The 6,743-nt window shown below is 71.5% G+C and carries 6 protein-coding genes; 1 reads left to right on the top strand and 5 read right to left on the bottom strand.

Going from position 1 to position 6,743, the window contains the following annotated elements; genetic code table 11:
- From ABDW35_RS28930 to ABDW35_RS28920, 3 genes are all read right to left on the bottom strand, one after another.
- A partial coding sequence (locus ABDW35_RS28930) for a C-terminal binding protein (RefSeq protein ID WP_343717314.1) occupies window positions 1-821 on the bottom strand: 821 nt, incomplete at its 3' end.
- 14 nt (window positions 822-835) lie between these two features.
- Complete coding sequence (locus tag ABDW35_RS28925; protein WP_088152896.1) at window positions 836-1,177, bottom strand: hypothetical protein; 342 nt, start codon at window positions 1,175-1,177, stop codon at window positions 836-838.
- 88 nt (window positions 1,178-1,265) lie between these two features.
- The gene (locus tag ABDW35_RS28920; RefSeq protein WP_343717313.1) at window positions 1,266-2,456 is read right to left on the bottom strand and encodes a UbiH/UbiF family hydroxylase; all 1,191 of its coding nucleotides are present in this window, start codon (window positions 2,454-2,456) and stop codon (window positions 1,266-1,268) included.
- Window positions 2,457-2,576: 120 nt separating this feature from the next.
- On the opposite strand from ABDW35_RS28920, the gene ettA reads away from it, so the two are divergent.
- On the top strand, window positions 2,577-4,250 hold the full coding sequence (gene ettA / locus ABDW35_RS28915) for an energy-dependent translational throttle protein EttA (RefSeq protein WP_343717312.1): 1,674 nt from the start codon (window positions 2,577-2,579) through the stop codon (window positions 4,248-4,250).
- Window positions 4,251-4,277: 27 nt separating this feature from the next.
- On the opposite strand, the gene treF is transcribed toward ettA, so the two are convergent.
- A complete protein-coding gene (treF, locus tag ABDW35_RS28910) occupies window positions 4,278-5,951 on the bottom strand; it encodes an alpha,alpha-trehalase TreF (protein ID WP_343717311.1) in 1,674 nt (557 codons plus the stop codon).
- 80 nt (window positions 5,952-6,031) lie between these two features.
- The coding region (locus ABDW35_RS28905) for a glycoside hydrolase family 15 protein (RefSeq protein WP_343717310.1) at window positions 6,032-6,743 on the bottom strand (712 nt) is incomplete at its 5' end.

Below are 6,743 nucleotides of genomic sequence, written 5' to 3'. Positions count from 1 at the left end.
GGAGGCTCCTCCGGCAGCACGTCCAGCGCGGCGCCGGCGATCCGCCCGGCCTGCAGCGCGCCCAGCAGCGCGTCGAGATCGACGATGGCGCCACGGGCGGTGTTGATCAGCACCGCATGCGGCCGCATCACCGAGAAGGCGGCGTCGCCGAACAGCCGGTGCGTCTCCGGCGTCAGCGGCGCGTGGATCGACACGATGTCCGAGGCGAGGAGCAGATCGGAAAGGGTCTCGACCCGGGTGACGCCCAGCGCGATCTCCATCCCGCGCGGGATGTAGGGGTCGTAGGCCAGCACCTCCAGCCCGAAGGCCCTGGCCCGCATCGCCGTGGCGGTGCCGATGCGGCCGAGACCGACGATGCCGATCGTGGTGCCGCGGATGCGCCGGGTCAGGCGCCCGGCCTCCAGCGTGTAGTTGCCGACCGGGTCGGCCTGCAGCGCCCGGTCATAGGCCGGGATGCCGCGCAGCAGCCCCAGCATCAGGCCGACGGCGTGGTCCGCCACCTCGCTGGTGCCGTAATCCGGCGTGTTCGCCACCGGGATGCCGGCGCCGCCGGCCGCGGCCAGGTCGATATGGTCGAAGCCGACCCCGGCGCGGACGATGATCCGGCAGCGCGGCATCTTGTCGATCACCGACTGGTCGACGCGCAGCTCGTGCCAGGTCAGCAGCGCGTCGCACTGGGCATAGACCTCGTCCGGGATCTTCTTCCGGTCGCGCTCGCGCCGGATCACGAACTCGACATCGGCGCCGCCGACCTGCCGTTCGATCACGGCGTCGTCGGCATATTGCGCGTCGGGCGTCAGGACGGTGAAGCGGGGCGCCATGTCGGACCGGCCGGTCAGTGGTCGCCGCGGTGCAGGACGCTGCCCGCCAGCCCGGTGTCGTAGGCCAGGCCGTCGGCGGTGACGATGGCCGCACCGGGGAAGCCGGAGCGGATCAGCCCCTTGCGCTCGAGCGCAGCGAACACCGCGATGTTGTGCAGCCCGGTCATGTCCCGGCCCATCACCACCGCGTCGCCGACATGGTAGTGGTCGCCATGCGGCGGCGGGAAGCTGGAGACCAGCACCGTGCCGTCCTCCTGCTGCGTGGCGAAGCGCGGCGTCTGCGCCATGTGCTGCAGCACGGTCAGGGTCTTCAACTGCAGCGGGTTCAGGCCGAGCGGGTTCTTCTTGGCGGGCATCGGGGATCGTCGCTTGTGAACGGGCGGCCGCGGGGGCCTGTCACCGAACGGTAGCAGTGCCCGAAGCCGGCCGCCACACTCCTTGGGATCAGATCCCGCCGGGCGCGATGCCCTCGCGCATCAGCAGCCGGCGCAGCGGCGCCACCCGCTTCACCGCCTGCAGCGCCAGGGCGCGCAGGGCGAGGGCAGGGGCCGCGTCGGTCAGCAGTGATCGGTTCAGCAGGTCGACCCCGGCGGTGCGGCTGGCGACGTCACCGCGCCGCTTCGCCTCGTAGCGCGCGGTGACCTGCGCGGCGCCCGGGTCGGTGCCGGCGCGGATGGCGGCGGCCGCCACCTGGGCGATGGCGTCGGCGTCGCGGAAGCCGAGATTGAGGCCCTGGGCGCCGATCGGCGGCAAGGCATGCGCTGCCTCGCCGACCAGCGCGACTCTGGGCACCGCCAGCCGCCGCGCGGCGAGGCCGGACAGCGGGAAGATCTGGCGCGGCCCGTCCTGCGTCACCGCGCCCAGGATCGGCTCGGCCCGCCGCCCGATCGCCCGGGCCAAGGCGTCGTCATCCAGCGCCGCCAGCGTCTTGGCTTCATCGGGCCGGGTCACCCAGACCAGGCTGGACCGCCGGTCGCCCAGCGGCACCAGGGTGAAGGGGCCGGCGGTGGTGTGGATCTCGGTCGAGATGTCGTCATGCGACCGGGCGTGGCACAGCGTGGTCACCAATGCCGCCTGGTCGTAGCCCCAGCGGCGCACGCCGACGCCGGCGGCGGCCCGCACCGCCGAATTGCGGCCGTCGGCCCCGACCAGCAGCCGGCCGTAAACGCTCTCGCCGGTCGCGGTCCGCACCGTCACCGCGCCGACGCCGATGCGGATCTCGGTTGCCGGCTCGGAGATCCGGCGCAGGTTGGGCATCCCGGCGACGGAAGCGGCCAGAGCGGCGACCAGGTCGCGGTTGGCGATGTTGTGGCCGAAGGTGTCCCGCCCGATCTCGGCGGCGCGGAACACCACCTCCGGCCCGCTGATGCGCCGGGCGGCATCGTCGATCAGCCGGATCGCCCGCATCGGCGCCGCCAAAGGCCGCACGGCCGGCCAGATCCCGGCGCGCTCCAGGATGGCGACCGACCCCGCCAGCAGGCCGGTGGTGCGGTGGTCCTCCGGTGCCGGCGGGGCGACCAGCATGGTGTCGACGCCGCCCTGTGCCAGCAGCAGCGCCGCCAGCAGCCCAGCCGGGCCGCCGCCGACCACGATCGCATCGGTTTCAGGGGCAGGTGTCTTGCGGGTGCGAGTCATGCGCGCAGCATAGCAGGCGGCAACGAGGTCCGGCCTGCGGCCGAAGCGGCCCTGGCCTTTGGCGCCCCCATGGTCTAGAACCGGAGCCTCCCCAGACCGGTATACGCGGAGCGGCTTCCGATGGCCTCCTACCAGTACGTCTTCGTGATGAAGGACATGACCAAGGCCTATCCGGGCGGCAAGGTCGTGCTGGAGAAGATCTGGCTGTCCTTCCTGCCGGGCGTGAAGATCGGCGTGCTGGGCCCGAACGGCTCGGGCAAGTCGACCCTGATGAAGATCATGGCCGGCATCGACAAGGAGTTCACCGGCGAGGCCTGGGTCGCCCAGGGCGCCACCGTCGGCTACCTGTCGCAGGAGCCGGAGCTGGACCCGGCCAAGACCGTGGCCGAGAACGTCATGGAAGGCTTGGCGCCGATCAAGGCGATGGTCGACCGCTTCAACGCCGTCAGCGAGGCGATGGGCGAGCCCGACGCCGATTTCGACGCGCTGATGGCCGAGCAGGCCGAGCTGCAGGAGAAGATCGACGCCGCCGACGCCTGGGACCTCGACCGCACGGTCGAGATCGCCATGGACGCGCTGCGCTGCCCGCCCGGCGACAGCCCGGTGACGAACCTGTCCGGCGGCGAGCGGCGTCGCGTGGCGCTGGCCAAGCTGCTCCTCGCCAAGCCGGACCTGCTGCTGCTCGACGAGCCCACCAACCATCTCGACGCAGAGTCGGTGGCCTGGCTGGAGCGGCATCTGGAGGACTACAAGGGCACCGTGGTCATGGTCACCCATGACCGCTACTTCCTCGACAACGTCACCGGCTGGATCCTCGAGCTCGACCGCGGTCGCGGCATCCCCTACGAGGGCAACTACTCGGCCTATCTCGAGGCCAAGGAGAAGCGCCTGGCCCAGGAGGCCAAGGAGGAGTCGAGCCGGCAGAAGACCCTGGCCGAGGAGTTGGAGTGGATCCGGCAGGGCGCCCGTGGCCGCCAGGCCAAGCAGAAGGCGCGCATCCACGCCTATGAGGATTTGCTAGCGCAGAGCCGCGAGCAGGCCCCGGGCCAGGCCCAGATCCTGATCCCGACGCCGGAGCGGCTGGGCGACAACGTGATCGACGCGACAGGCGTGTCGAAGGGCTTCGGCGACCGCCTCCTGATCGACAATCTCAGCTTCCGCCTGCCGCGCGGCGGCATCGTCGGCGTCATCGGCCCGAACGGCGCCGGCAAGTCGACCCTGTTCAAGATGATCACCGGCCAGGAGACGCCGGATGGCGGCGCTCTCAAGGTCGGCGAGACCGTCAAGCTCGGCTATGTCGACCAGAGCCGCGACGACCTCTCCCCGAACAAGACGGTGTGGGAGGAGATCTCCGGCGGGCTCGACGAGATCGACCTGGGCAAGCGCAAGATGCCCAGCCGCGCCTATGTCGGCGCCTTCAACTTCAAGGGCGGCGACCAGCAGAAGAAGGTCGGCCAGCTGTCGGGCGGCGAGCGCAACCGCGTCCACCTGGCGAAGATGCTGAAGTCCGGCGCCAACGTCCTGCTGCTGGACGAGCCGACCAACGACCTGGACGTCGAGACGCTGCGGGCGCTGGAGGAGGCGCTGTTGTCCTTCCCCGGCTGCGCCATCGTGATCAGCCACGACCGCTTCTTCCTCGACCGCCTGGCCACCCACATGCTGGCCTTCGAGGGCGACAGCGAAGTGGTGTGGTTCGAGGGCAACTACGAGGATTACGAGAAGGACCGCCACCGCCGCCTGGGCACCGAGGCGGACCAGCCGCACCGCATCAAGTACAAGCCGCTGACGCGCTGAGAAGATCAGTCGCTCCGCCGCCGGGGTTCAAGGCAGCCGGCGTGCGGGCTGGGCTTCCGGCGCGGCGGATGGCTGGTTGTCGTTCGCCGCGGCCCGGCAGGCGATGGTGCCACCGCCCGCGACCGTCAACTGCGGGTACAGCGCCAGCAGACGGCGCAGCACGCCGTTGGTCCAGCCGAAGCCGTCCTGGTTGGGATACTCCCCGCCGCCGGCAGCCTCGGTGCCGGCGACGTCGTATTTCTCGGTCAGCTTGCCGGTTTGCGTGTAGACGCCGACGACCCGCTCGGCCCAGCGGCGGGCGACGGTTTCCGCCAATGGGTCATGGCCGGTGCGGGCGAGGCCGCGGATGGCGATCCATTCCAGCGGTGCCCAGCCATTCGGCGCGTCCCATTGCTGCCCTGATGCCACCTCCGTGGTCAGCAGGCCGCCGGGGGCCAGCAGCCGGCGCTCCAGCGTGTCGGCAACGCGGCCGGCCTGGTCCGGATCGGCCAGGCCGAAGAACAGCGGATAGGCCGTCGCCAGCGTGACCGTGCCGGTCAGCCGGCCCTCGCGCCACAGATAGTCGGTGAACACCCCGGCCTGCGGGTCCCACAGCAGCCGCCGCACCGCCTCGGCGCGCTGCTTCGCCCGGGCCTGCAGCTCCGCCGCGCGGTCGGGCCGGCCGGCGGCGGCATAGGCCTTGGCCAGCACGGTCTCCAACTCGGTCATCAGGCTGTTGAGGTCCGGCGGGATCACCGCCGTGACCCGGATCGTGCCCAGGGTCTTGCCGTCGGCCAGCCAGCGCGAGGAGAAGTCCCAGCCGCTTTCGGCCGCGGCGCGCAGGTCGCGATAGACCTCCGACGGCGAACGGTCGGTCGACCGCGCGGTCTCGACATCCTCGCGGTAGGATTCGTCGCGCGGCTGGTCGCTGTCGTCCCAGTAGCGGTTCAGCAGCGTGCCGTCCGGCAGCCGGACCAGCCGGCGATAGGCCTCGCCAGGCTTCAGGAAATCGGCGCCGTCCATCCAGAAGGCGTATTCCCGGGCCAATGCCGACAGGGCGTCGGCATAGACCTTGGCGGGGTCGGCACTGCTCTCGGCCACCAGCTCGACCATGGTGGCGAAGAACGGTGCCTGCGACCGGCTGAGATAGTAGCTGCGGTTGCCGTTCGGGATGTGGCCGTACCGGTCGATCAGGCTGGCGAAATTGCCCAGCACGTCGCGCGCCAGGTCCCTCCGCCCGCTCTGGATCAGGCCCAGCATGGTGAAGTAGGAATCCCAATAATAGACCTCGCCGAAGCGCCCGCCCGGGACGACATAGGGGTTGGGCAGCGGCAGCAGGGTCGAGCGCGGGTCGGACCGGTCCGGCCGCCGCGTCAGCACGCCCCACAGCGCGTCGATATGGCTGCAGACATCCTGGCCGGGCACCGAGTGATAGCCGGTCTTCTCCGGCTCCGGCGGCGTGAAGTGGCGGTGCACGAAGGCTGCGAGGTCGAAGCCGGGCTTGCCCTTCTCCTCGGCATAGCGGCGCAGGATCTCCGCCGGGTCCGCCTTCGGCTCGGCATCGACGAAGGTCTTGCCGTCCGGGAACACCCGCTGCATCTGCACGTCGCGGAACAGCTCGCCATACACTGCCGCGGGCGGCTGCTGCTGCGCTTGGCCTGGCGGGGCGACGAGGCACAGGGCGAGCAGCAGCGGGACGGCGCGGGCCTTGAACAGCCGCATGGGAAAACTCTCCGGCCAGAGGGGCGGGAGAAAGGGAACTTAGGTCCCGCCGCGCTGCCGGCCAGACTGCAGGCTCCGCGTCAGGCCGGCGCGATCTCCCGTCGCGCCCGGACCGCGGTGATGAAGCCGGCATAGCTCCAGCCCAGATGCTTGGCCGAGGTCTGGGCGCCGGTCTCGCGGTCGAACTGCTCCGACAACGCGCCATCGGCCGGGGTGAAGGCCAGCACCGTGGCCAGGAAGGCATCGCCGCGGTCGCGGAAGGCGGTGGTGAGGCGAGGGGTGTCGGCGCTGCCGGGATCGGCGCCGAGGGCGCGGGCGACAAAGCGGCGGTTGTTGTCGGTCAGCACAAGCTGCGCCCCGCCGGCCAGCGCCGCGGCCAGCCGGTAATGGAATTCCGCCGCCGCCAGGGTCGCGATGTACCAGGCGCCACCGCCGAAATAGCGGTCTTCGCGGTAGCGGCCCAGCGCCGGGGCCGCCCGCCCGGCATTGATCGGGTACAGGCCGGCGAACAGCTCCTCCAGCGCCGCCAGCGTCGCCTGGGCGCGGGGATCCAGCACGCTGTGCGGGCCGGAGGGGAGGCCGGCATGCAGCACGCCGAGGATCACGGCGATATCGAGGTCGCGGCCGGGCGCGCCGGATGCCGCCGGCAGCAGGCTGGCATAGGCCCGAGCCTCGGGCCGCCAATGCCCGTTCGCCGCGGTTGCGAGGGCGTCTGCAGCCTGCCGGCACCGGCCGGCGGTTCCGGCATCGCCTTGGGCCTCTAGCCACTCGGCGCCCCGGCGCAGCGCGGCG

The sequence above is a fragment of the Inquilinus sp. genome (assembly GCF_039594555.1).
Lineage (GTDB): Bacteria > Pseudomonadota > Alphaproteobacteria > DSM-16000 > Inquilinaceae > Inquilinus.
Note: the sequence above shows the minus strand (reverse complement) of the source record. Positions and strands in the feature narration are given on the sequence as shown.

Excerpts from the sequence above, each read along its gene's own strand:
- treF (WP_343717311.1), bottom strand. The coding sequence starts at position 5,951 with ATGCGGCTGTTCAAGGCCCGCGCCGTCCCGCTGCTGCTCGCCCTGTGC.
- ABDW35_RS28920 (WP_343717313.1), bottom strand. The coding sequence starts at position 2,456 with ATGACTCGCACCCGCAAGACACCTGCCCCTGAAACCGATGCGATCGTG.
- ABDW35_RS28925 (WP_088152896.1), bottom strand. The coding sequence starts at position 1,177 with ATGCCCGCCAAGAAGAACCCGCTCGGCCTGAACCCGCTGCAGTTGAAG.
- ettA (WP_343717312.1), top strand. The coding sequence starts at position 2,577 with ATGGCCTCCTACCAGTACGTCTTCGTGATGAAGGACATGACCAAGGCC.